The sequence below is a fragment of the Stenotrophomonas sp. GbtcB23 genome (assembly GCF_019091045.1).
GTDB lineage: Bacteria > Pseudomonadota > Gammaproteobacteria > Xanthomonadales > Xanthomonadaceae > Stenotrophomonas > Stenotrophomonas rhizophila_A.
In genome coordinates, this window is sequence record NZ_JAGXKC010000553.1 from 1 (window position 1) to 249 (window position 249).

Below are 249 nucleotides of genomic sequence, written 5' to 3' on the forward strand. Positions count from 1 at the left end.
CTGTCGCTCGCCTCGCCGCCGCTTGAGAAGCTGGCCGGCGCCGAACGTGCTTACGATCTCGGCCAGATCGGCAACGATTCCATGACCGAGCTCTGCCAGAAATATCCGGAGCGCTTCCCGGCCTTCATCGCCACCGTGCCGATGGAGAACGAAGAATGGATGATGAAGGAGACCAAGCGTTGCATCGAAGATATCGGTGCCTCCGCTATCCAGATCTTCACCAACTACAGCGGCAAGCCTCTCGATCTG

General features: G+C 59.0%; 1 protein-coding gene. It reads left to right on the forward strand.

Annotated features, from left to right (window positions below):
- A partial coding sequence (locus KVS69_RS20085) for an amidohydrolase family protein (RefSeq protein ID WP_217539986.1) occupies positions 1-249 on the forward strand: 249 nt, incomplete at both ends.